At 74.9% G+C, this 21,812-nt stretch carries 22 protein-coding genes and 1 tRNA gene; 14 read left to right on the plus strand and 9 right to left on the minus strand.

The features are described 5' to 3' along the window. Positions 1–177: 177 nt before the first annotated feature. Together B5D80_RS00665 and B5D80_RS00670 are read right to left on the minus strand one after the other, a co-directional pair. On the minus strand, positions 178–912 hold the full coding sequence (locus B5D80_RS00665; RefSeq protein WP_088641759.1) for a YcnI family copper-binding membrane protein: 735 nt from the start codon (positions 910–912) through the stop codon (positions 178–180). 17 nt (positions 913–929) lie between these two features. After that, a complete protein-coding gene (locus tag B5D80_RS00670; RefSeq protein ID WP_088641760.1) occupies positions 930–2,585 on the minus strand; it encodes a copper resistance CopC/CopD family protein in 1,656 nt (551 codons plus the stop codon). 352 nt (positions 2,586–2,937) lie between these two features. Here B5D80_RS00670 and B5D80_RS00675 point away from each other — a divergent pair, with 352 nt between their 5' ends. Genes B5D80_RS00675 through B5D80_RS00685 form a run of 3 tightly spaced genes read left to right on the plus strand, consistent with a single transcriptional unit; the run spans position 2,938 to position 5,262 of the window. After that, positions 2,938–3,468: a MauE/DoxX family redox-associated membrane protein gene (locus tag B5D80_RS00675; RefSeq protein ID WP_088641761.1), complete on the plus strand. Its 531-nt coding sequence runs from the start codon at positions 2,938–2,940 to the stop codon at positions 3,466–3,468. Continuing rightward, a complete protein-coding gene (locus B5D80_RS00680; RefSeq protein WP_088641762.1) occupies positions 3,455–4,171 on the plus strand; it encodes a thioredoxin domain-containing protein in 717 nt (238 codons plus the stop codon). Before B5D80_RS00675 ends, B5D80_RS00680 begins: the two co-directional genes overlap by 14 nt. Next, entirely contained in the window at positions 4,168–5,262 is a 1,095-nt protein-coding gene (locus B5D80_RS00685; protein WP_088641763.1) for a hypothetical protein, read from the plus strand. The genes B5D80_RS00680 and B5D80_RS00685 overlap by 4 nt, the downstream gene beginning before the upstream one ends. 31 nt (positions 5,263–5,293) lie before the next feature. Here the strand turns inward: B5D80_RS00685 and B5D80_RS00690 are convergent, their stop codons facing one another. The 4 genes from B5D80_RS00690 to B5D80_RS00705 are packed head-to-tail and all read right to left on the minus strand — an operon-like array spanning position 5,294 to position 7,972. Beyond that, positions 5,294–6,058, minus strand: a complete 765-nt coding sequence (locus B5D80_RS00690) for an energy-coupling factor ABC transporter ATP-binding protein (RefSeq protein WP_088641764.1) — start codon at positions 6,056–6,058, stop codon at positions 5,294–5,296. Next, positions 6,055–6,825: a cobalt ECF transporter T component CbiQ gene (cbiQ, locus tag B5D80_RS00695; protein WP_088641765.1), complete on the minus strand. Its 771-nt coding sequence runs from the start codon at positions 6,823–6,825 to the stop codon at positions 6,055–6,057. Before cbiQ ends, B5D80_RS00690 begins: the two co-directional genes overlap by 4 nt. Before the next feature lie 14 nt (positions 6,826–6,839). Next, on the minus strand, positions 6,840–7,256 hold the full coding sequence (locus B5D80_RS00700; protein WP_144081526.1) for a PDGLE domain-containing protein: 417 nt from the start codon (positions 7,254–7,256) through the stop codon (positions 6,840–6,842). Beyond that, positions 7,253–7,972, minus strand: coding sequence for an energy-coupling factor ABC transporter permease (locus tag B5D80_RS00705; RefSeq protein ID WP_088641766.1), 720 nt, complete (start codon positions 7,970–7,972; stop codon positions 7,253–7,255). Before B5D80_RS00705 ends, B5D80_RS00700 begins: the two co-directional genes overlap by 4 nt. Before the next feature lie 252 nt (positions 7,973–8,224). Between B5D80_RS00705 and bcp the strand changes: the two genes are divergently transcribed. The 4 genes from bcp to B5D80_RS00725 all read left to right on the plus strand — a co-directional run bounded on the left by bcp (position 8,225) and on the right by B5D80_RS00725 (position 10,024). Next, positions 8,225–8,701: a thioredoxin-dependent thiol peroxidase gene (gene bcp, locus B5D80_RS00710; RefSeq protein WP_088641767.1), complete on the plus strand. Its 477-nt coding sequence runs from the start codon at positions 8,225–8,227 to the stop codon at positions 8,699–8,701. A gap of 79 nt (positions 8,702–8,780) precedes the next feature. Next, a complete protein-coding gene (locus B5D80_RS35015; RefSeq protein WP_088641871.1) occupies positions 8,781–9,374 on the plus strand; it encodes an HNH endonuclease signature motif containing protein in 594 nt (197 codons plus the stop codon). Beyond that, positions 9,337–9,411: transfer RNA gene (locus B5D80_RS00720), tRNA-Leu, on the plus strand. Before B5D80_RS35015 ends, B5D80_RS00720 begins: the two co-directional genes overlap by 38 nt. 85 nt (positions 9,412–9,496) lie before the next feature. Further along, complete coding sequence (locus B5D80_RS00725; RefSeq protein ID WP_088641768.1) at positions 9,497–10,024, plus strand: GNAT family N-acetyltransferase; 528 nt, start codon at positions 9,497–9,499, stop codon at positions 10,022–10,024. 155 nt (positions 10,025–10,179) lie between these two features. Here the strand turns inward: B5D80_RS00725 and B5D80_RS00730 are convergent, their stop codons facing one another. The 3 genes from B5D80_RS00730 to B5D80_RS00740 all read right to left on the minus strand — a co-directional run bounded on the left by B5D80_RS00730 (position 10,180) and on the right by B5D80_RS00740 (position 12,620). Next, positions 10,180–11,259: an expansin EXLX1 family cellulose-binding protein gene (locus B5D80_RS00730; RefSeq protein ID WP_245854131.1), complete on the minus strand. Its 1,080-nt coding sequence runs from the start codon at positions 11,257–11,259 to the stop codon at positions 10,180–10,182. Between the two features lie 63 nt (positions 11,260–11,322). Then, positions 11,323–11,640, minus strand: a complete 318-nt coding sequence (locus B5D80_RS00735; protein WP_088641769.1) for a hypothetical protein — start codon at positions 11,638–11,640, stop codon at positions 11,323–11,325. Between the two features lie 146 nt (positions 11,641–11,786). Continuing rightward, positions 11,787–12,620, minus strand: coding sequence for an O-methyltransferase (locus B5D80_RS00740; protein ID WP_088641770.1), 834 nt, complete (start codon positions 12,618–12,620; stop codon positions 11,787–11,789). A 125-nt stretch (positions 12,621–12,745) separates the two neighbouring features. Between B5D80_RS00740 and B5D80_RS00745 the strand changes: the two genes are divergently transcribed. From B5D80_RS00745 to hutH, 7 genes are all read left to right on the plus strand, one after another. Further along, the gene (locus B5D80_RS00745) at positions 12,746–13,786 is read left to right on the plus strand and encodes an LCP family protein (protein WP_245854132.1); all 1,041 of its coding nucleotides are present in this window, start codon (positions 12,746–12,748) and stop codon (positions 13,784–13,786) included. A gap of 93 nt (positions 13,787–13,879) precedes the next feature. Continuing rightward, the gene (locus B5D80_RS00750; protein WP_088641771.1) at positions 13,880–14,728 is read left to right on the plus strand and encodes a MurR/RpiR family transcriptional regulator; all 849 of its coding nucleotides are present in this window, start codon (positions 13,880–13,882) and stop codon (positions 14,726–14,728) included. Positions 14,729–14,740: 12 nt separating this feature from the next. Beyond that, entirely contained in the window at positions 14,741–16,396 is a 1,656-nt protein-coding gene (gene hutU / locus B5D80_RS00755; RefSeq protein WP_088641772.1) for a urocanate hydratase, read from the plus strand. Next, a complete protein-coding gene (locus B5D80_RS00760; protein WP_088641773.1) occupies positions 16,393–17,637 on the plus strand; it encodes an allantoate amidohydrolase in 1,245 nt (414 codons plus the stop codon). The genes hutU and B5D80_RS00760 overlap by 4 nt, the downstream gene beginning before the upstream one ends. Then, positions 17,634–18,989 (plus strand): formimidoylglutamate deiminase, encoded by a 1,356-nt coding sequence (locus B5D80_RS00765; protein WP_088641874.1) that lies wholly within the window; start codon positions 17,634–17,636, stop codon positions 18,987–18,989. Before B5D80_RS00760 ends, B5D80_RS00765 begins: the two co-directional genes overlap by 4 nt. Before the next feature lie 54 nt (positions 18,990–19,043). Next, positions 19,044–20,234, plus strand: a complete 1,191-nt coding sequence (gene hutI / locus B5D80_RS00770) for an imidazolonepropionase (RefSeq protein ID WP_088641774.1) — start codon at positions 19,044–19,046, stop codon at positions 20,232–20,234. Continuing rightward, the gene (gene hutH / locus B5D80_RS00775) at positions 20,222–21,760 is read left to right on the plus strand and encodes a histidine ammonia-lyase (protein ID WP_088641775.1); all 1,539 of its coding nucleotides are present in this window, start codon (positions 20,222–20,224) and stop codon (positions 21,758–21,760) included. The genes hutI and hutH overlap by 13 nt, the downstream gene beginning before the upstream one ends. Positions 21,761–21,812: the final 52 nt, after the last annotated feature.

The raw sequence follows: 21,812 nt of genomic DNA on the forward strand, positions 1-21,812 counted from the left end.
AATCTGGGGTCAGTCGGTCACGACCCACAGCACACCGATCCCCCGGTGAGACGGCCCTCCGCGTCGGCAGCGCGGAGGGCCGTCACCGCGTCCGGGCCTGTCCGGCACCGCGTCGGGGGGCGGCGACGCGACCGGCCCGCCGGACGGGGTCCGACGGGCCGGTGCGGGTGGTACGGGTCAGGACTTCGGCGTCGGCTCCCGCCTCGTCCGGGCGAAGGCCAGCCCGCCGAGGGCCAGCCCACCGAGGCCGGCCAGCAGACCGGCGACGCCCAGCACGACCGCCGTCGACCCCGCGTCGTCGTCATCGTCGTCGTCCTTCGCGGCCGGCGCGCCCGCCGCCGCCGGTGCCGCCGAGGGGGACGCGGCCGCCGCCGTCAGGGTCAGCACCGGCGCCGGGTTCTCCGGCTCCTCCGCACCCGGGGTGGGCTCCTCGATCCAGCGCGACACGTTGCCGTCGGAGTAGGTCTGGAGCGTCTTGAAGACCATCCTGTCCACCTGCGGCAGCGGACCCAGCGAGATCGGGAACTCCTGGAACTCGCCAGGCTTGACGCCGCCGCCGGCGGCGGCCGTCCAGGTGAGCTTCGACACCGCCTCGGTGAGCTGGCTGCCGTGCACCTCGATCGGCGGGTCCACCTTGCGCTTCTCCACCGCGACCGTCCACCCCGGCACCGGCATCGTGGAGACCGAGCCGACCGGGGCGTTCTCCGGCAGGTTCACCTCGATCTTGACGGTGGAGGCGGTGTCGCTCTCGTTGGGCACCCGGACGGCGAACCGGCCGTAACTGCCCTGGGTCGCCTCCTTCGGGTTGACCGTGACGTGCGCCGCGGCCGGCCCGGCGAAGCCGAGCACCGTGGCGGTGACGGCGGCGAGGGTGAGCGCGGCGGCGGAGGCGGAGCGCCGGAGACGGATCATCTGGGACGGGCCCTTCTTTACTTGATCGGCACGGTGGCGGTCACCGTGGCCTGGTCGATGTCGGACGTACGGACCGTGAAACGCAGTTGCCACTCACCCGCCGACGGGAAGCTGAACTCCCCGGTCGCATGGTTGTCGGTGAGCTTGAGCAGCGGAATGTCGATCGCTTCGACACCGGCCGAGGGCAGCGCGGCCGTGGCCTTCCACTCCACCACCGGCTGCGGCCGGTTGTCCGGCGTGTACGCGTACAGGTGCATCGAGTTGTTGCCCCGCTCGGCCGGGTCCAGCTCCACCTGGAGCGAGTAGATCGGGCTGGTCAACGTGGTCGAGTAGTAGCCGGCCTCGGCACCGGCCCCGCCGTCGACGGCGGTCCGGGCCGGCGGGGTCTGCACCAGGGTCGCCGTCACCCCCAGGATCACCGCGGTGATCGCCAGCTCCACCCACACCGCGCGCCGCACCGGCAGCGGCCGGGCCGCCGCGGTCCGCCGCCGCACCAACTGCCGGGAGTACGCGGCCACGGCCACCACCAGCGCGAACAGCCCGATCTTGGCGAGCAGCAGCCGGCCGTACGTGGTGCCGGTGAGGGCCTGGAGAGTGCCCACCTCGATCAGCCCCTGCACGACACCGGCCAGCAGCAACGCCGCCACCGCCAGCGCCGCCCAGCGGGACCAGATCGGCAGGATCGCCCCCAGCTCCCGCTCGTCGGCCCGGCGCAGCAGGAACCCGGCCAGCATCACCAGACCGCCCACCCAGACCGCCATGCTGCCCAGGTGCACCGCGTCGACGAGCACCGACACCGCCGGGGCCGGGGAGGCCGCCGGGTGCCCGGCCAGCGGCCAGGTGAACAGCCCGGCCACCCCGAGCCCGGTGAGGATGATCCCGTCGGTACGCCCCACCGGCCCCCGGGTCAGCGGCCGGAGCAGGAACACCGCCGCCGCGAGCAGGCCCAGCCGGATCAGGTGCGCGGTGCCGTAGCCGCTGCCCAGCACCTCGGACAGGCCCTCCCCGGTGACGTCGAACAACCCCCCACCGGCGGTGTACGGCACCTGCATCCACACCTCGGCCACCGTCGCGACGGCGAGCAGCCCCACGCCGGACCAGAGCAGCCGGGCCGGCCCCCGCCGGGCCAGCCGCAGCGGCCAGAGCGCGGCCAGCACCAGCGCCGGACCCACCACCAGCAGCAGGCCCGCGTACCCCAGGTACTTGGTCACCTTCACGCCCACGCCGACCACCGGGTCGGCCCGGCTGTCCGAGCCGGAGTCGGTCGGCGGCGTCGACGGCGCACCCACCGAGTAGGTGAACGCCCCGGACACCGGGTGGCTGTCGGCGGAGATCACCCGGTAGCTGACCAGGTAGGTGCCCTGCGGTCCGGCCGGGTCCACCCCGATCGTCACCACCGACCCCTCGAACCGGGGCTCACCCCGGTCGGCCCGGGAGCCGTCCGGCGCGATGATCCGTACCTTGTCGGGTACCTTGCGGACCGACTCGCTGAACGTCAGCACCACCTCTGACGGGGCGCTCGGCACCACGGACGAGGCCACCGGGCTGCTGCTGGAGAGCACGGCGTGGGCGCTCGCCGGCCCGGCCGGGGCGAGCAGCAGGGCGACGAGGGTGACCAGCAGGCCGGCGGCGGCCCCCAGCCGGGCCAGCCGGCGACGATCGACTGCGTTCATCCCGCCATGCTCGCTGACCGCAGGCCGGTACGCCCACCCGGCCACCCCGTGACGGCACGGGTCGTCCACGGCGGCCGGGGCGCCTGCCGCAGGTGGTGGGGCGTCATGAGCAGGTAGTCGTACGGCGGCGGGAAAAAGTTCCCGGCGTGAGCGGGACCATGGAAAGGGCCGAAGGACCCTGCCCGCCCCCACCACGCCGCGTAGCCTGGCTTGTCGTGATCCCCGCTCACCGCGACCCCTCCGCCACCGGCCGTAGCGGGCCACCGCCCGGCCCCGACCGGCCCCCGGTGCCCCGGCCGGCGACCCGGCGACCGGTCACCCCGGGGAACCCGCCGGCCGGGCGGGACGACCAATGAGGGTGACCACCACACGCGGCCCGGCCGGCCGCTGGCCGCTCGTCCGCCCCTGGCTCGGCGTCGCCGCCCGGCTCGGCCTGGCCGCCGTCTGGCTGTACGCCGGCGCGACCAAGGTCGGTGACCTCGCCGCCTCCGGCCGGGCGGTCAACGCGTACCAGGTGATGCCCTACGAGGTGGCGACGGCGATCGGGGCCGCGCTGCCGTTCGTGGAACTGGCGCTGGGCCTGCTCCTGCTCGCCGGGCTGGCGACCCGGCTGAGCGCCGGGATCTCCGCCGCGCTGCTGGTGGTCTTCGTCGCCGGCATCGCCTCGGCCTGGGCCCGCGGCCTGGCCATCGACTGCGGGTGCTTCGGCAGCGGCGGGCAGCTCGCCGCCGGCCAGTCCCCGAGCTACCTCCCGGAGATCCTCCGGGACCTGGGATTCCTGGCCCTGGCCGGATTCCTGCTGATCTGGCCCCGCACCCCGTTCTCGGTGGACGGCTGGCTCGCGGGCGACCCATCCGTGGAGGACGACGATGAGCAGTCGTAAGGGACGCAACCAGGCCGCGCGGGTGGTCCGCGAACAGATCGCCCGGGAGAAGCGCCGCAAGCGGACCCTGTGGACCTCAGTCGGGGCGGTGGTGGTGCTGGTGATCGCCGGCCTGATCGGGTGGAGCGTCTACTCCAGCCAGAAGTCGGACACCTTCACCGCCCCGCCCGGCGCGAACGACGCCGGCACCGGCATCGTGCTCGGCACCGGACCGGTCACCATCGACCTCTACGAGGACTACCTCTGCCCGGCCTGCAAACAGTTCCAGCAGACCAGCGGCGAGACCGTCAACCAGCTGGTCTCCGCCGGCAAGGCCAGGGTGGTCTTCCACCCGGTCGCCTACCTCAACCGGTTCTCCACCACCGAATACTCCACCCGCTCCTCGGCCGCGTCCGGCTGCGCCGCCAAGGGCGGCAGGTTCAAGGAGTTCACCGACGCGCTGTTCGCCCAGCAGCCCGCCGAGGGCAGCGCCGGGCTGAGCAACGACCAGCTGATCGACATCGGCGCGGGCGTCGGGCTGAACAGGGACGACTTCGGCTCCTGCGTCAGGGACGGCACGTACACGGCGTGGACCGAACACGTCACCGACGACGCCAGCAAGGCCGGGGTCACCGGCACCCCGACCATCAAGGTGAACGGCACCGCCGTGGAGGACCGCAGCCCGGCGGGCATCACCGCGGCCGTGGAGGCGGCCGGCAAGTGACCACGGCACCCCTGCGGCGGGCCGCCCTGCTGGTCACCGCCGTACTGCTCGGCCTCCTCGGCGGCGCCGCACCGGCGTACGCGCACGGGGCGGACGCCCCCGACGGCACCGACTACCGCACCACGGTGACCGGGATCACCCCGGCCCGGCCCGGGCTGACCGCGCGGGCCGTCGAGGCGGGCGCCCGGCTGGAACTGGTCAACCACTCCGACCGGGACGTCGAGGTGATCGGCTACTCCGGGGAGCCCTACCTGCGGGTCGGGCCGGGCGGGGTGTACGAGAACGTCCGCTCCCCCGCCACGTACCTCAACCGCACCCTCGCCGGGGACACCGCGCTGCCCGCCGACGCCGACCCGGCCGCCGCCCCGCAGTGGCGTCGGATCGGCGACGACCGGCGGGTCCGCTGGCACGACCAGCGGGCCCTGTGGCGGGAGTCCGGGGTGCCCGCCCCGGTGGCCGCCGACCCGGGCCGGGAACACCGGGTCCGGGAGTGGACCGTCGCGTTGCGCGTCGGCGACGAACCGGTGGAGCTGCGCGGCACCCTCGACTGGGTGCCACCGCCCGACCCGTACCCCTGGTGGGTGGCCGTCACCCTCGGTGCGCTGCTGGTCGGCGCGGCGGGGCTGCTGCCGGCCGGCACCGGCGCGGGGAGCCGGGCGCTACGCGGCGTCGGCGGGGTGCTCGCCCTCGGCGGGGCCGCCGCCGTCGCCCTCGTGCTCGGCCGCGAACTGGACGCCGGGGCGCAGGGCGTCGGCGGGGTGCTGCTCGGGCTGGCCGCCGGACAGCTCTGGCCGCTGCTGACCGGGCTGGGCGCGGTGGCCGCCGGTGGGTGGGCGCTGGCCCGCCGGCCCGCAGCCGACTTCGTGCTCGCGCTGGCCGGGGCGTGCCTGGCCCTCTTCGTCGGCGTCGCCAACCTGACCGTGCTGTCCCGCGCCGTCGCCCCGGTGCCCTGGTCGGGCGGCGTCGCGCGGGTGCTGCTGACCGGGGTGCTGGTCGCCGGGGTGGGGGCGGTCGCCGCCGGCCTGCTCCGGCTGCACGCCGCCGCCCGCGCCGCCGCGCCCCGGCCCGCCGCCGAGCCGGCCCGGACCTGACCCGCCACCGGCATCCACCTGCCGTCGGCGATCAGCCGATCGGTCGGGGGTGGAAGCCGTAGGGCAGTTCGAGGCGGTGGCGGGAGAGCAGGTCGGCGTCGGCGAGCAGGTCGACGGTGGGGGCGTCGGCGACGATCCGCCCGGCGTCCAGGATGACCGCCCGCTCGCACAGCTCCGCCGCGTAGGGCAGGTCGTGGGTGACCATCAGCAGGGTCACCGGCAGGGCACGCAGGATCCCGGCCAGCTCCCGGCGGGCCGCCGGGTCCAGGTTGGACGACGGCTCGTCGAGTACCAGGATCTCCGGGCGCATCGCCAGCACGGTGGCCACCGCCACCCGACGCCGCTGCCCGAACGACAGGTGGTGCGGGGCGCGGTCCCGGTGCTCGGCCATCCCCACCGCGGTCAGCGCCTCGTCCACCCGGGCGGCCAGCTCGGCACCGCGCAGCCCCAGGTTGGCCGGGCCGAACGCCACGTCCTCGGCGACCGTGGGCAGGAAGAGCTGGTCGTCCGGGTCCTGGAAGACGACACCCACCCGGCGGCGGATCTCGGCCAGGGTGTCCCGGTCCCGGGACACCGTCAGCCCGCCCACGCTCACCGACCCTTCGGTCGGGGTGAGGATGCCGTTGAGGTGCAGCACCAGCGTGGTCTTGCCCGCGCCGTTCGGGCCGAGCAGGGCCACCCGCCCGCCGCGCGGCACGGTCAGGTCCACCCCGGCCAGGGCGACGTGACCGTCCGGGTACGCGTACCGGAGGCCACGGACGTCCAGGGAGACAGCGTTCTGCACGTCCCCGATCATGTCAGGACGACGGCGACGGCGGCGATCGCCACCGCCGCCAGCGGCACGGTCGCCGCCGCCACCCACTGCCCGGCGGTCGCCGCCCCGGCGCCCTGCCAGACCGCCGGCATCCGCCCGGTGTACCCCCGGGAGAGCATCGCCAGGTAGACCCGCTCACCCCGCTCGAAGGCCCGCAGGAACAGCGCGCCCACCCCGGCGGCGAACCCGCGCAACTGCCACAGGAAACGCGGGTCGTCACCCCGGGAGATCCGGGCCACCCGCATCCGGCGGGCCTCACCGACCAGCACGTCGAGGTAGCGCAGCATGAACGTGGCGATCTGGGTGACGATCTGCGGGCAGCGCAGCCGGTCCAGGCCGACGATCAGGTCCCGGGTGGTGGTCGTGGCGGCCAGCAGCAGCGACGCGAGCACCCCCAGGGTGCCCTTGGCGACGATGTTCCACGCCCCGTGCAGACCGTCCACCGACAGGCTCAACCCGGCGAACTCGGTGCGCGGGCCCGCACCGAGGAACGGCAGGGCGACCGCGAACAGCACGAACGGCACCTCGATCGTGGCGCGCAGCAGCAGCCAGCGCGGGCCGACCCGGGCCAGCGCGGCGACCACGGCGACCAGCAGGGCGTACCCGCCGAAGGCCCAGAACGCCTCGCGCGGGGTGGCCACCACCGCCACGGTGAACAGCACCATCGCGGCGATCTTCACCTCGGGCGCCAGCCGGTGCACCCGGGAGGGGGTGTCCCGGTAGAGCACGTGCGCGTGTCCGGCACCCACGTCGTACCGCCCGGTCAGCCGGCGGTGCCGGCGGTCTGCCGGTCGCCGGTGTGCCGCCCGTCGGCCGGGGACTGCCCGGTGCCGGGGGTGTCGGCCGGGCCACGACGGCGCAGCAGCCAGAACACGCCACCGCCGACGGCGAAGGTGAGCAGCACGCCGGCCACCCCGGACAGGCCGGTGGAGAGGAAGCCGTTGTCCACGCCCCGGATGCCGTAGTCGGCAAGCGGGCTGTCGGCCAGCTCGTGGTCCTTCGCCTGCTGGGCCGGGCAGGAGCCGCCGGTGATCTCGTCGTCGGCGTTGACCGTGCACCCCTTGAGCAGCGACGAGTCCAGCCCGTCGGGGTGCGACGAGGCGTAGTTGCTGACCACCCCGGCCAGCACCAGGGCGACCAGCAGGCCGGCCGCCACGAACCCCCAGGAACGCTTCCTCACCGGGCACCTCCGACAGCCGGGACGGGTGCCGGCGCGGTCGCCGGCCTCAGCGCGCGCAGCGCGTACACCAGATCGGGTCGGACCTTGGCCACGGTGGCGACCGTGGTCGCGGTGATCAGCCCCTCGCCGATACCGATCAGCAGGTGGACGCCGGCCATCGTGCCGGCCAGGCCGGTCAGGTTGCCGCCCAGGTCGGTGGTGCCGCCGAGCCAGTACTGCACGACGAACCCCTGGGAGGCGACGACCACACTGACCAGCGCCGAGACGAAGGCGGTCACGGCCAGGCCGGTGGGGGTGCGGGGCAGCACCCGCAGCAGGCCGGCGATCAGCAGGTACGCCGCCGCGGTGCCGAGCAGTGCCATGTTGGTGATGTTCAGGCCGAGCATCGCGACGCCGCCGTCACCGAAGACCAGGGCCTGCACGATCAGCACCACCGACACGCAGAGCGCGCCGACCCAGGGGCCCACCAGCAGGGCGGCGAGCGCGCCGCCGAGCAGGTGACCGGAGACCCCGGCCGTGAAGATCGGGAAGTTGAGCATCTGCACGGCGAAGATGAACGCGGCGACCAGGCCGGCCATCGGCGCGAGCCGGTCGTCCAGGTCACGTCGGCCGCGCAGCACGCAGAAGGTCAGGGCGGCCAGCGCGACGGCGGCGAAGATCCCCGCGACCGGACCGTTGATGATGCCGTTCGAGATGTGCATCGCCAGGGTTTCCACGGGACCTCCAGTCGGCTGGCGGGACCAGCCTATTTCCCGGTGCGGGTTGTTGCCAAGATGCGGCAACAAGGCATGGCGTTGTTCACCGCCGGGTCACCACCGCTCCCCCCACGGGCCGCCGCACCGCACGCTGCGGGAACGCCGGGACGTGGCCGCGCGCCGAGGCCGGGCAGGGCCGGGCGGCGGGGGACGCCCCGGGTGTCCCGGCGGGGATCGGCCGGGTCGTCGCAGCCCGGCGGTAGGGTCGTCGCCATGACCGCGCCCGACCGGCTCGCCCCCGGCGACCCCGCACCCGACTTCACCCTCCCCACCGACACCGGGGAGACGCTCTCCCTCGCCGCGCTGCGCGGTCGCCGGGTCATCCTGTACGCCTACCCGGCCGCGATGACCCCCGGCTGCACCAAGCAGGCCTGTGACTTCCGTGACTCGCTCGCCTCGCTCCAGGCCGCCGGTTACGAGGTGGTCGGCATCTCCCCCGACCAGCCCGCCAAGCTGGCGAAGTTCCGCGAGCGCGACGCCATCACCTTCCCGCTGGTCGCCGACGTCGACCGGGCGGTGCTCACCGCGTACGGCGCGTTCGGCGAGAAGCAGTCCTACGGCCGTACGGTGACCGGGGTGATCAGGTCCACCTTCGTCATCGACCCGGACGGGAAGATCGAGCACGCGTTCTACAACGTCAAGGCCACCGGCCACGTCGCCAAGCTGCGCCGCGACCTCGGCCTCGACTGAACGCGCCCGGCCGACGACCGACGATGTCGGACCTCGCCGCTACCGTGCGTGGGTGACCCGGTACAAGTACACGCCGGAAATGCTCGCCCAGGCGGCGGCGCAGTCCCGCAGCATCGCCGACGTCCTGCGCGTTCTCGGGGTCCGGTTCAGCGGTGGTTCGCACGCGCACATCAGTCGTCAGCTCAAGCGGCTGGGCATCGACACGTCCCACTTCACCGGCCGACTGCACAACAAGGGTGGTCGGGGAGTCCGCACGCCCCTGACCCAACTGTTGATCAAGCGTGCAGAGGGGCGGAGGGTCCCGGGATCACGTCTTAAACGGGCCCTGGCCGCCATCGGGCTGCCGGAGGAATGCGAGGCGTGCGGAGTCGGGGCCACCTGGCAAGGTAGGCCGCTGACACTGCACGTTGATCACATCAACGGCGACTTCCTCGACAACCAACCCAGCAATCTGCGGCTTCTCTGCCCGAACTGCCACAGCCAGACGGCCACCTACGCCGGTTCCAACCGGGCGGCGGTGTCCCCGCCGGATGTGGTTTACGATGCGGAGGCTGTGACACCCACCGGTTTTCCGATCGGCAGACGGCTCCGCCGTCGCACGCAATGGCCCTGGAAGGTGACGGTGTACACAGTGAGGGGCCGTAGCCCAAATGGCAGGAGGCATGCGGTTTAGGTCCGCATCAGTGCGGGTTCGAGTCCCGTCGGCCCTACTCCCCCTCTGACGGTCGGTTCTCCGGCTGTCAGGAGGGTCACGATCGTGGGCGCACGACGCGTCGGCGCAGCAGGATCGGCAGGGTGAGCCTGCGTTTCGTCCTCGACCCCGATCTCACCCCCGCGCTGCGTGAGCAGATCGTCGACCTCTGGGTCGACGTCACCAACGCCGGCGGTGCCGTCGGCTTCGTCGCCCCGGTCACCACCGCCGACGTACGCCCCGTCGCCGAGGCCAGCTTCGCCGCCGTCACCGACGGGCCGGACCGGATGCTGGTCGGCTACGAGGCTGACCGACCGGTCGCGGTGCTGTTCCTCGCCGACAACCGGTTCGGGCTGAAGGCGCACTGGGGCATCCTCAAGCGGGTGATGGTGCACCCGGCCACCCAGGGGCGCGGCCACGGGCAGGCCCTGATGCGGGAGGCCGCCCGGCGCGCGCCCGAGCTGGGCTGGCGGGCGCTGCACGTGACGGTGCGCGGCGGGCTGGGCCTGGAGAGGTTCTACGACCGGCTCGGTTACCGCGAGGTGGGTCGGCTGCCGGGCGCGCTGCGGGTGGCGGCCGACGACGACCGCGACGAGATCCTCATGTGGCGGGACCTGGACACCCCGGACTGACCCTCCGACGGACCGCGCTCGACCGACTTCCGGTCGACCCGGCGGCGTCCGGCCGGTCCCACTCCCGAGGGACGGGCCACTCCGGCGACCGGGCGACGCCCGATGGAAGACGCTCCCCCACGGCCGAGCCGGGGTCAGGCGGCCCCCGGTGGGAGTCAGCCCCGGGATGTGCAGTCGACCGGCCGGCCCGCGCCCGGCTCCGCCTCCGACGCGGCGAGCGCGGGCGGGTCGCTGACCTGCGGTGCGCCGGGCGAACTGGCGGAGGCGACCGCCGACGGGCTGGCGGCGGACCGGCTCGGGCTGGCGCCGGGGCTCGGGGAGGACGGCCGGCTGGTCGGGTTCTTCCGTACGGCGGGGGCGGTGCCGCCGTACATCGTCACGGTGCTGCGCTGGACCCGGCCGGGGGACATGGTGACGCCGGTGGCGGTGACGCGGTGGCCGTAGACGTCGGTGACCCGGACGGCGTACGGGCCGGGGCCGGCACCCGAGTCGATCTGCCAGTAGTTGTAGTCCTGCCGGACGGCGGTACGCCAGGCGCCGGAGCCCTGCCGCACCTCGACGGCGCGCAGCGGGTTGCCGTGCCCGGCGACCAGGACGGCGAACCAGTACTGCGACGCGCCCTCCTTGATCCGGAAGGTGAGCGGGCCGGACAGTGGCGGGTCGACCGCCGCCCGGTACCTGACGTCGACGATGCCCTGCACCGGGTCGGCGATCCGGGCGAACGCCTCGCGGGAGAGGTCGACGTGTCCGGGGGCGCACTCCGGGCACTGGTCCATGATCAGGACCCGGACGGTGCCCCGGGGGCCGGTGACGTCGAGGTACCCGCCGCAGGCCGCACCGGCGCTGTACTCGGTGGGGCCGAGCGCCACGTACATCCGGTCGGCCGGGGCGGACGGGTAGGAGCAGTTCCCGCCGGCCCCCTTCGAGTCGTAGAAGGTGGCTTTTCCCTTGTGGACCGTACTGCCGGTGGGTGGGGCCGCCAGTGGCAGCCGCCCGGCGGCGACGGGGCCGGCACCGGCCAGCCCGGCCGGCGGGGCGGCACAGGCGGGGGCGGCTCCGGAGCGCAGCGCGAGGCTCAGCCCGAGCACGGTGGCGAGCGCGGCGACGCCACCGGCGGCCAGCCAGCGGCGGCGTCCGCCGCCCCGGGCGCGGCGACGGCCCGGCCCGGGACGTCCGGCGGGGGCAGGGCCGCCCGACCCGGGGTCGGGTTCCTGGGACACGCTGCCGTCGGTCACGCCGACCGATGCTGCCGCAGTGGACGACCCGGGGACAAGCGGGCTAAGCGAAAGCTAAGCCGGTCAGCCGATCCGGTTGCGGTGGAGCCCCGACGCGATCACGGTGAGCGACCGTAGCGGCTCGGCGGTCTCCGGTCGGGTGCGCAGCAGGTCCTCCAGGCGGACCCGCCAGCGGCCGGCTTCGACGGCGGCAGCCTCGGGCGTGGTCCGGGCCCACGGCTGGAGCCGTCGCCGGGTGTCCTGGAGGGAGCCGGCGTGCTCGGGGCCGAGCAGCGCGCCGACCTCGGCGCACAACCAGTCGAAGAGACGGTCGTCGGGGACGGCCGAGACGATCAGGCGGGCCATGTCCCAGGCCACGCGGGGGTGGTGGAGTACCTGCATGCCGGCTCCTCCGTCGAGGGTGGTGGTTCGGCAATCATCGATCCGCGACGGGCCCGCAGGCAACACCCGGCCGGTGGAGTACGGCTCGGCCGGCCGGTGCCGCCGCTGCGGGCCCACGGCCGGCCCGGGTCACCGTCGGTCGGGCCTCACCAGGCGACGCCGATGCCGTCGCCGGGGTACCAGTGGTCGAGCGGGGTCTCCCGGTAGGCGAGGAACCGGCGGCCGGTGCGTTCGGCGTGTTCGGCGAGCACCCCGGTGGTGGTGACGTTGTCGGTGAGCAGGACCGCGCCGGGGGCCAGCTTCGGCTCGACGGCGTCGAACTCGCGGCGTTCGTGGTCGTGGCTGTGGTCGCTGTCGTGCAGGAACAGGTCGACCGGCCGGTCGAGGGCGGCGATCGCGGCGACCGAGTCGCCGACCACCAGGTCGGTCACGTCGGCCCAGGGCGCGCTGCGGGCGAGGTAGCCGGCCTCGGGGTTGACGTCCAGCGAGGTGAGCCGGCCGGGGTGCCCCTCGGCGGCGTTGCGCAGCAGGGCGGCGGCCAGGACGCAGCTGCCGAGCCCCTTGTCGGTGCCGGTCTCGACGACGTGGGCGGGTCGGGTGGCCCGGACGATCGCGTACCAGCCGACCCGGCGCGCGTAGCGGACCCGCCGGTCGGCCAGGCCGCGTCGGGCGGACCGGGCGGTGGCCTGTTCGATGTGCCGGCGCAGCGCCGCGTCACCGGCGATCTCGGCGAGGTACCCCCGGACCCGGGCCACCGGGACGTCGCAGACCACACTGACGAACCAGGTGAGGTGTTCCCGGCTGAGCCGGGTCAGTTCGTAGGTGTAGTTGTGGTGCTCCCGGGAGGTGGCCAGCCACCGGGCCGAGGTGCGCAGCACCTTCGCGTCGTACCGGGCGACCCGGGCGAGCCGTCCGGGGAAGGCGGCCACCGGTGCCAGCGGGGTGCGGGCAATGGCCCGGCGCAGTCTCGTCGCATCCACCGCGCGGTTCTACCAGCCGCAGGTGACGGGCGGCTGAACGTCCAGCGTACGGCGGCTTTTCGGGCCTCGGGTCGTCGGGCGAACGCGGGCTGCCGTACTGGGTGACGGCTCAGTAACATGCGGCCGTGCCAGCAGGTGAGAACATCTCGGAATCCACTCCGACCCCGTCCGTCGACACCCCGGGGCCGCCACCGGGGCGTCGGCGGGGCTGGCGGATCGCGCTGGTGGCGCTGCTGGCGCTGGCCCTGCTCGGGGCGGGCGGCGTCGGCGCGGGCGCGCTCTATCTGCGCTCGGTCGACAACGACGTCGAGCGGGTGGACGCCTTCACCGGGGTGCCGACGGAGAACCGACCGCCGGTGGTGGCCCGGGACGCCATGAACATCATGATCCTGGGCAGCGACTCGCGGGACCCGGAGCGGACCGAGGGGTCCCGCACCGACACGATCATCCTGGCCCACCTGCCGAAGGACCGCAGAAGCGCCCAGCTCGTCTCGATCCCCCGGGACACCTGGGTCCGCGTACCCCGGTCGGCCGACGGCCGGCACGGCGGCCGGACCGCGAAGATCAACGCGGCGTACGCCTGGGGCGGCATCCCGCTGATGGTGCAGACCGTCGAGGAGTTCACCCGGGTCCACGTCGACCACGTGGCGGTGGTCGACTTCGCCGGCTTCCAGGAGATCATCGACGCGCTGGGCGGGGTGGACATCACCGTCGACCACCGGTTCACCTCGATCCACCCGCCGCTGCGCACCTTCCCGGCCGGCCGGCAGACGATGGACGGGGCGACGGCGCTCGACTACTCGCGCCAGCGCAAGCAGTTCCCCGACGGCGACTTCGCCCGCATCCGGCACCAGCAGCAGGTGATCCGGGCGATCCTCGACAAGGCGGCCGGCGGCGGCATCCTCACCAGCCCGGGCAAGCTCAACGACTTCGTCCGGGCCGCCTCGGCCTCGGTCTCCGTCGACCGGGAGATGTCGCTGCTGGACCTGGCAACCGAACTGCGCGGCCTGCGCGGCGGCAACCTCACCTTCGTCACCAGCCCGTCGCGGGGCACCGGCCGGGTGGGCACCGAGAGCGTGGTGTTCGCCGACGAGCAGAAGGTCGAGGCGTTCTACGACGCGGTCCGCCGGGACGCCACCGCCGAGATCGTCCGCGCCGCCCGCTGAGCCCGGCGTCGCCCCCGGCCGGGAAGCCGGTGTCTGCCTCCTGGCGGGAAGCCGGTGCTTGCCTCTGAAATTTTTCATGCATAGAGTCGCGGCATGAATGACGGAGCCGTCGCCGCGCCGCCGGACCGGCTGCTCGACCTGTTCCACGGGGTCCGGCTCACCCCCACCCAGCGGCGCATCGCGCACTGCCTGGTGCAGCACGCCGCCACCGTGGCCTACCTGTCGGCGGCCGAGGTGGCCGAGCTGGCCGGGGTCAGCCAACCCTCGGTGACCCGGTTCGCCGTCGCGCTCGGCCACGACGGCTACCCGGCGCTGCGCCGCCGGCTACGCGAGCTGACCGCCGGCCCCGACGGCCGCGCCGACGACGGCAACGAACTGCAACTCGCGGTACGCGCCGAGATGGCGAACCTGGACCGGCTGGCAGGCGAACTGGCCGACCGGGACCGGATCGCCACCGCCGGCCGGCTGCTCGCGGCGAGCCGGCCGCTGCCGGTGCTCGGCCTGCGGGCCGCCGCGCCGCTGGCCGCCTACTTCGCCTACTTCGCCGCCAAGGTGCTGCCCGACGTCCGGGTCCTCGACGACGGCGGCAGCCTGCTCACCGACCGGCTCGAACAGGCCGCCTCGGCCGGGGCGGACGCGCTGCTCGCCTTCGTGCTCCCCCGCTACCCCCGGGAGACCCTCGACGCGCTGCGCGCGGCCCGCGACGCCGGCCTCACCGTCGTCGCGATCACCGACTCCCCGGTCAGCCCCGCCACCGAGTACGCCGAGCTGGTGCTCCCCGCCGCCGTCGGCACCGACCTCGTCTTCGACCTGCACACCGCCCCGATGACCCTGGCCATGGTGGTGCTCCAGGCGATCTGCGACGCCGCCCCGATCCAGACCCAGCGCCGCCTGGAGGCGTTCGAGTCGTCCGCCGCCCGCCGTCAGTTGTTCCTCGGCTGAGAGGAGTACGCCATGCACCAGCCCGTCCGTGCCGCCCGTGGCACCACCCGTACCGCGCAGGGGTGGCCGCAGGAGGCCGCCCTGCGGATGCTGATGAACAACCTCGACCCGGAGGTGGCCGAACGCCCCGACGACCTGGTGGTCTACGGCGGCACCGGGAAGGCGGCCCGGGACTGGCCGTCGTACCACGCGCTGGTGCGCACCCTCACCGGGCTGCGTGACGACGAGACGATGCTGGTGCAGTCGGGCCGCCCGGTCGGGGTCATGCGGACCCACGAGTGGGCCCCCCGGGTGCTGCTGGCCAACTCCAACCTGGTCGGCGACTGGGCCACCTGGCCCGAGTTCCGCCGCCTGGAATCCCTCGGCCTGACCATGTACGGGCAGATGACCGCCGGCTCGTGGATCTACATCGGCACCCAGGGCATCCTCCAGGGCACCTACGAGACGTTCGCCGCCGTCGCCGCGAAGTGCTTCGGCGGCAGTCTCGCCGGGACGCTGACCCTCACCGCCGGCTGCGGCGGGATGGGCGGGGCGCAGCCCCTCGCGGTCACCATGAACGACGGCGTCTGCCTGATCGTGGACGTCGACCGGACCCGGCTCGACCGGCGGGTGCACGACCGCTACCTCGACGAGGTCGCCGACGACCTGGACGACGCCGTCGCCCGGGTGCTGGCCGCGAAGCGGGACCGGCGGGCGCTCAGCGTCGGCGTGGTCGGCAACGCCGCCACCGTCTTCCCCGAACTGCTCCGTCGGGGCGTCGCGATCGACGTGGTCACCGACCAGACCAGCGCGCACGACCCGCTGTCGTACCTGCCGGAGGGGGTGGAACTGGCCGACGCCCGGGACTACGCGGCGGCCAAGCCTGCCGAGTTCACCGAGCGGGCGCGGGCGTCGATGGCGAAGCACGTCGAGGCGATGGTCGGCTTCCTCGACGCGGGCGCGGAGGTGTTCGACTACGGCAACTCGATCCGGGGCGAGGCGCAGCTCGGCGGGTACGCGCGCGCGTTCGACTTCCCCGGCTTCGTGCCGGCGTACATCAGGCCGCTGTTCTGCGAGGGCAAAGGGCCGTTCCGCTGGGCGGCGCTCTCCGGCGACCCGGCCGACATCGCCGCCACCGACCGGGCCGTGCTCGACCTGTTCCCCGAGAACGAGTCGCTGGCCCGGTGGATGCGGATGGCCGGCGAACGGGTCGCCTTCCAGGGGTTGCCGGCCCGGATCTGCTGGCTGGGCTACGGCGAGCGGGACGTCGCCGGGGTGCGGTTCAACGACATGGTCGCCGCCGGGGAGCTGTCCGCGCCGGTCGTGATCGGCCGGGACCACCTGGACTGCGGCAGCGTCGCCAGCCCGTACCGGGAGACCGAGGCGATGGCCGACGGCTCCGACGCGATCGCCGACTGGCCGCTGCTCAACGCGCTGGTCAACACGGCAAGCGGCGCGTCCTGGGTGTCGATCCACCACGGCGGTGGGGTGGGCATCGGGCGGTCCATCCACGCCGGCCAGGTCTGCGTGGCCGACGGTACCGCGCTGGCCGGGCAGAAGATCGAACGGGTGCTCACCAACGACCCGGCGATGGGGGTCATCCGGCACGTCGACGCCGGCTACGACACCGCCCGCGACGTCGCCGAGCGCACCGACGTCCGCGTCCCCATGGCGGAGGGGCACGCGTGAGCGGCCTTGCCGTGAGGTTCCGGGAGTTGTGGGACGAGATCGCGCCGATCGGCCGGGACGCCCACAGCGGCGGCTACCTGCGGTACGCGCTGACCGCGCCGGAGCTACGGCTGCGGGAGTGGTTCCGGGCGCAGGCCGACCTGCGGGGCATGCCGGTCAGCGGGGACGGCAACGGCAACCTGTTCGCCTGGTGGGGCGAGCCGCCCACCGGCGGGCCGAACACCGGCGACCCGGACACCGGCGGGCCGGCCGGCGCCGGGGCGGTGCTCACCGGCAGCCACTTCGACTCGGTGCCGCACGGCGGGGCGTACGACGGGCCGCTCGGCATCGTCAGCGCGTTGCTCGCCGTGGACGAGTTGCGGGCCGCGGGCGTCACCCCGGTCCGGCCGGTGGTGGTGGCCGCGTTCGTCGAGGAGGAGGGGGCCCGCTTCGGCGTACCGTGCCTGGGGTCGAGGCTGCTCACCGGCGAGATCGACGCCGACCGCGCGGCCGGGCTGCGCGACGCGGCCGGGGTGAGCTTCGCCGAGGCGCTCGGCCACCGGCCGGCGGGGGCCGACCCGGCGCTGCTCGGCCGGTTCGCCGCCTTCGTGGAGCTGCACGTCGAGCAGGGGCGGGCGCTCGTCGACGCCGACGCGCCGGTCGCGGTGGCGAGCGCCATCTGGCCGCACGGCCGGTGGCGCTTCGAGCTGCGCGGCGAGGGCAACCACGCCGGTACGACCCGGATGGCCGACCGCCGCGACCCGATGCTCACCTTCGCGTTCACCGTGCTCGCGGCGAACAAGGAGGCCCGGCTGCGTGACGCGCACGCCACCGTCGGCCGGGTGGCGGTGGAACCCAACGCCACCAACGCGATCCCGTCGACGGTGACCGGCTGGCTGGACGCCCGCGCCGCCGCGCCCGAGACCCTGGACGGCCTGGTCGAGGCGGTCCGGGCCAAGGCCGCCGAGCGGGCCCGCCGCGACGGCACCGAGCTGACCGTGACCCGGGAGTCGGCCACCCCGCTGGTCACCTTCGACGGCGGGCTGGCCGACCGGTTGGCGGGACTGCTCGCCGCGCCGGTGCTGCCCACCGGGGCCGGCCACGACGCCGGGGTGCTCGCCGCGCACCTGCCCACCGCGATGCTGTTCGTGCGCAACCCGACCGGGGTGTCGCACTCCCCCGCCGAGTCGGCCACCGACGCCGACTGCGCGGCCGGGGTGGTCGCGCTGGCCCGGGTGCTGGAGGAGTTGGCATGCCACTGACCCGTTGGCTGGCCGAGCAGGCGTGGCTGCCCGACCGTGCCGCACCGACCCCGGACGTGCTGATCGAGGCCGAGGACGGCAGGTTCACCGCCGTCACCCCGCTGGCCTCCGGCGACGCGCCGCACACCGGGGTGGAGGTGCTCGCCGAGGCGGTACGGCTGCCCGGCCTCACCCTGCCCGGCCTGGCCAACGCCCACTCGCACGCCTTCCACCGGGCGTTGCGCGGGCGTACCCACGGCGGGCGGGGTGACTTCTGGAGCTGGCGGGAGGAGATGTACGCCGTCGCCGGCCGGCTCGACCCCGACTCGTACCTGGCGCTGGCCCGCGCCGCGTACGCCGAGATGGCGCTGGCCGGGGTGACCTGCGTCGGCGAGTTCCACTACCTGCACCACGGCCCCGACGGCCACCCGTACGACGACCCGAACGCGATGGGCGCGGCGCTGGTCGAGGCGGCGGCGCAGGCCGGCATCCGGATCACCCTGCTGGACGCCTGCTACCTGACCGCCTCGGTCGCCGGTGAGCCGCTGGCCGGGGTGCAGCGGCGCTTCGGCGACGGGGACGCGCGCCGCTGGGCGGACCGGGTCGACGGGTTCCGCCCGGCCGGGCCGCACGCCCTGCGCGGGGCGGCGATCCACTCGGTCCGGGCGGTGCCGGCCGACCAGCTCGCCACCGTCGCCGGGTGGGCGTACCGGCAGGGTGCGCCGCTGCACGTGCACCTGTCGGAGCAGCCCGCCGAGAACGACGCCTGCCGGGCGGCGCACGGGCGCACCCCGACCGGGCTGCTCGCCGAACGCGGGGTGCTCGGTCCCGACGTCACGGCCGTGCACGCCACCCACCCGACCGGCGCCGACCTGGCCCTGCTGGCCGGGCACCGGACCGGCGTGTGCCTGTGCCCCACCACGGAACGGGACCTGGCCGACGGGATCGGACCGGCCCGGCTGATGGCCGACGCGGGCATCCCGCTGAGCCTGGGCAGCGACAGTCACGCCGTGGTCGACCTGTTCGAGGAGGCCCGCGCGGTGGAGCTGGACGAGCGGCTGCGTACCCGGCGGCGCGGGCACTTCACCGCCGCCGCGCTGCGCGACGCGGCCACCGTCACCGGGCACGCCGCGCTGGGCTGGGCCGACGCCGGCCGGATCGCCGTCGGGGAACGCGCCGACCTGGTGACCGTACGGCTGGACAGCCCGCGTACCGCCGGGGTGCCGCCGGTGGGGGTGTTCTTCGCGGCCACCGCCGCCGACGTCGACCAGGTGGTGGTCGACGGGCGGCAGGTGGTACGCGACGGCAGGCACCTGACCGTGGACGTGCCGGCGGAGCTGCGCGCGGCGGTCGCGGCGGTGACCTGTGGCTAGCCGTACCGGGCCGGCGGCGGTCGCCACGCGGCGGTCGGCGGCGGGAGGTGTGTGGTGAGCAGTCTGCTGGTCGACGACATCGGCGAGCTGGTCACCAACGTGCCGACCCCCGGCGGCGGGCCGCTGGGCCTGCGGCGCGACGTGGCCCTGCTGGTGGAGGCGGGTCGGGTCGTCTGGATCGGGCCGGCGCGCTACGCCCCGGCCGCCGACCGGCGGATCGACGCCGGGGGCGGTGCGGTGCTGCCCGGGTTCGTGGACAGCCACGCGCACCTGGTGTTCGCCGGGGACCGGGCGGCCGAGTTCGCGGCCCGGATGGCCGGTGAGCCGTACACCGGGGGTGGCATCCGGACCACGGTCGGCGCGACCCGCGCGGCCTCCGACGACGACCTGCGGGACACCGTGCGCCGGCTGCGCGACGAGGCGATGCGGCAGGGCACCACCACCATGGAGATCAAGAGCGGGTACGGCCTGACCGTCGCCGACGAGGCCCGCTCGCTGCGGATCGCCGCCGAGGTGACCGCCGAGACCACCTTCCTCGGCGCGCACGTCGTCCCCGCCGAGTACGCCGGCCGCCCCGACGACTACGTGGGGCTGGTCTGCGGGCCGATGCTCACCGCCGCCACGCCGTACGCCCGCTGGGTGGACGTGTTCTGCGAGCGGGGCGCGTTCGACGCCGACCACGCGCGGGCCATCCTCACCGTCGGGCAGGCCGCCGGTCTGGGGCTGCGGTTGCACGCCAACCAGCTCGGCCCGGGGCCGGGGGTACTGCTCGGGGTGGAGCTGGGCGCGGCCAGCGTCGACCACTGCACCCACCTGTCCGACGCCGACGTCGACGCGCTGGCCGGTTCGGCCACCACCGACGACGGCACCGTGGCGACCCTGCTGCCGGGCGCGGAGTTCTCCACCCGGTCGCCGTACCCGGACGCCAGGCGGCTGCTCGACGCGGGGGTGACCGTGGCGCTGGCCACGGACTGCAACCCCGGGTCGTCGTACACCTCGTCGATGCCGTTCTGCGTCGCGTTGGCCGTCCGCGAGATGCGGATGACCCCGGCGGAGGCGGTGTGGGCCGCGACGGCCGGCGGCGCGCGGGCGCTGCGCCGCACCGACGTCGGGGTGCTGCGCCCCGGGGCACGGGCCGACCTGATGATCCTCGACGCCCCGTCCCACCTGCACCTGGCCTACCGGCCGGGTGTTCCCCTGATCCGCCAGGTTCTGCACAACGGAGTGCCGCAATGTCGACTGTGACCGTCCAGCCCACCGGAATCACCCCCGCCGACGTGCTCGCCGTGGCACGCGGCGACGCCCGGGTCGTCCTCGCCCCGGCCGCCGTCGACGCGATGGCCGCCAGCCGCCGCATCGTGGACGGCATCGAGGCCGCCGGCCGCCCGGTGTACGGCGTCTCCACCGGCTTCGGGGCGCTGGCGAACACGTTCGTCGCCCCGCAGCGGCGGGCCGAGTTGCAGCACGCGCTGATCCGCTCGCACGCCGCCGGGATCGGCGCGCCGATGCCCCGCGAGGTGGTCCGGGCGATGATGCTGCTGCGGGTCCGCTCGCTGGCGCTGGGCCGCTCCGGGGTGCGGCCGCTGGTCGCGCAGGCACTCGTCGACCTGCTCAACGCCGACGTCACCCCGTGGGTGCCGGAGCACGGGTCGCTCGGCGCGTCCGGTGACCTGGCCCCGCTGGCGCACTGCGCGCTGGTGCTCCTCGGCGAGGGGTGGGTGCTCGGCCCGGCCGGCGAACGGGTCGACGCCGCCGACGCGCTGCGCCCGGCCGGGCTGGCCCCGATCGCGTTGGCCGCCAAGGAGGGGCTGGCGCTGATCAACGGCACCGACGGCATGCTCGGCATGCTGCTGCTGGCCATCGCGGACGCCCGGCACCTGTTCGCCATGGCCGACGTGACCGCCGCGCTGGCCATCGAGGCGATGCTCGGCTCGGAACGGCCGTTCCTGCCGGAGCTGCACGCCATCCGGCCGCACCCGGGGCAGGCCGCGTCGGCGGCGAACATCCACCTGCTGCTCCAGGACTCCCGGGTGATGGACTCGCACCGCGACGACCTGGCGCACGCCGTGCAGGACGCGTACTCGATGCGGTGCGCGCCGCAGGTGGCCGGGGCGGCCCGGGACACCCTCGACTTTGTCGCGACGGTGGCCGACCGGGAGCTGGTCTCGGTGGTGGACAACCCGGTGGTGCTGCCGGACGGCCGGGTCGAGTCGACGGGCAACTTCCACGGCGCCCCGCTCGGCTTCGCCGCCGACTACCTGGCGATCGCCGCCGCCGAGGTGGGGGCCATCGCCGAACGTCGGGTGGACCGGCTGCTCGACGTGACCCGCAACCGGGACCTGCCGGCGTTCCTGTCCCCGGACGCCGGGGTGAACTCCGGGCTGATGATCGCCCAGTACACGGCCGCCGGGATCGTCGCGGAGAACCGTCGGCTGGCCGCGCCCGCCTCGGTCGACTCGCTGCCCACCAGCGGCATGCAGGAGGACCACGTCTCGATGGGCTGGGCGGGGGCCAAGAAGCTGCGTACCGTGCTGGACAACCTGACCAGCCTGCTCGCCGTGGAACTGCTGGCGGCCGTGCGGGGCCTGCAACTGCGCGCGCCGCTGGAGCCGTCACCGGCCGGGCGGGCCGCGCTGGACGCGCTCGGCGCGGCGGCCGGCGAGCCCGGCCCGGACGTTTTCCTCGCCCCGGTGCTGGCGGCGGCCCGGTCGGTGCTCGCCGGCCCGGACCTGCGGGCCGCCATCGAACGCGAGGTCGGCCCGCTGCGCTGACCGTCCACCCCGGACGGCACCGCCCGTTCCCCGCCGGGGAACGGGCGGCCCC

Source organism: Micromonospora wenchangensis (assembly GCF_002210435.1).
GTDB lineage: Bacteria > Actinomycetota > Actinomycetes > Mycobacteriales > Micromonosporaceae > Micromonospora > Micromonospora wenchangensis.

What these genes read in the sequence shown, in the direction of transcription:
- B5D80_RS35015 (WP_088641871.1), top strand. Translation starts at nt 8,781, where the DNA reads ATGCTCGCCCAGGCGGCGGCGCAGTCCCGCAGCATCGCCGACGTCCTG.
- B5D80_RS00675 (WP_088641761.1), top strand. Translation starts at nt 2,938, where the DNA reads ATGAGGGTGACCACCACACGCGGCCCGGCCGGCCGCTGGCCGCTCGTC.
- B5D80_RS00690 (WP_088641764.1), bottom strand. Translation starts at nt 6,058, where the DNA reads ATGATCGGGGACGTGCAGAACGCTGTCTCCCTGGACGTCCGTGGCCTC.
- B5D80_RS00680 (WP_088641762.1), top strand. Translation starts at nt 3,455, where the DNA reads ATGAGCAGTCGTAAGGGACGCAACCAGGCCGCGCGGGTGGTCCGCGAA.
- B5D80_RS00670 (WP_088641760.1), bottom strand. Translation starts at nt 2,585, where the DNA reads ATGAACGCAGTCGATCGTCGCCGGCTGGCCCGGCTGGGGGCCGCCGCC.
- B5D80_RS00735 (WP_088641769.1), bottom strand. Translation starts at nt 11,640, where the DNA reads ATGCAGGTACTCCACCACCCCCGCGTGGCCTGGGACATGGCCCGCCTG.
- bcp (WP_088641767.1), top strand. Translation starts at nt 8,225, where the DNA reads ATGACCGCGCCCGACCGGCTCGCCCCCGGCGACCCCGCACCCGACTTC.
- hutU (WP_088641772.1), top strand. Translation starts at nt 14,741, where the DNA reads ATGCACCAGCCCGTCCGTGCCGCCCGTGGCACCACCCGTACCGCGCAG.
- B5D80_RS00750 (WP_088641771.1), top strand. Translation starts at nt 13,880, where the DNA reads ATGAATGACGGAGCCGTCGCCGCGCCGCCGGACCGGCTGCTCGACCTG.
- B5D80_RS00665 (WP_088641759.1), bottom strand. Translation starts at nt 912, where the DNA reads ATGATCCGTCTCCGGCGCTCCGCCTCCGCCGCCGCGCTCACCCTCGCC.
- hutH (WP_088641775.1), top strand. Translation starts at nt 20,222, where the DNA reads ATGTCGACTGTGACCGTCCAGCCCACCGGAATCACCCCCGCCGACGTG.